Below are 432 nucleotides of genomic sequence, written 5' to 3'. Positions count from 1 at the left end.
GGAGCTTCGGGTGGCACCGCGCCGAGGTCTTCACCGCGGTGGCCAATGCGGTGCTGCTGATCGGTGTTGCCGTCTTCGTGTTGTACGAGGCGATTCGACGCATCGGCTCTGATCCGGAAGTGCCCGGGCTGACGCTCATCGTGGTGGCGTTGGTCGGCCTGGCCGTCAACGTCGCGATGATGCTGCTGCTGCGTGCCGACTCCAAGGAGTCGATCGCGGTGCGCGGCGCGTACATGGAGGTATTGGCCGACGCCGTCGGAAGCGTCGGCGTGTTGGTCGCGGGCATCGTGACGATGACAACAGGTTGGGGCTATGCCGATATCGTGGTCGCGGTCCTGATCGCGATCTGGGTGGTACCCCGCGCGGTGCGTCTGGCCCGCGATGCCCTGCGCATTCTCAACCAGCAGGCACCCGACCACATCGACGTCGACG

At 66.0% G+C, this 432-nt stretch carries 1 protein-coding gene; it reads left to right on the top strand.

The window, feature by feature from the left end; all coding sequences use genetic code 11:
- Nucleotides 1-432 (top strand): cation diffusion facilitator family transporter (locus tag B3T59_RS08005; protein WP_287001953.1); only part of this gene is annotated, 432 nt, incomplete at both ends.

The organism is Gordonia sp. UBA7860 (assembly GCF_002500165.1).
GTDB lineage: Bacteria > Actinomycetota > Actinomycetes > Mycobacteriales > Mycobacteriaceae > Gordonia > Gordonia sputi.
This window is presented reverse-complemented; position numbering and strand designations above follow the sequence as displayed.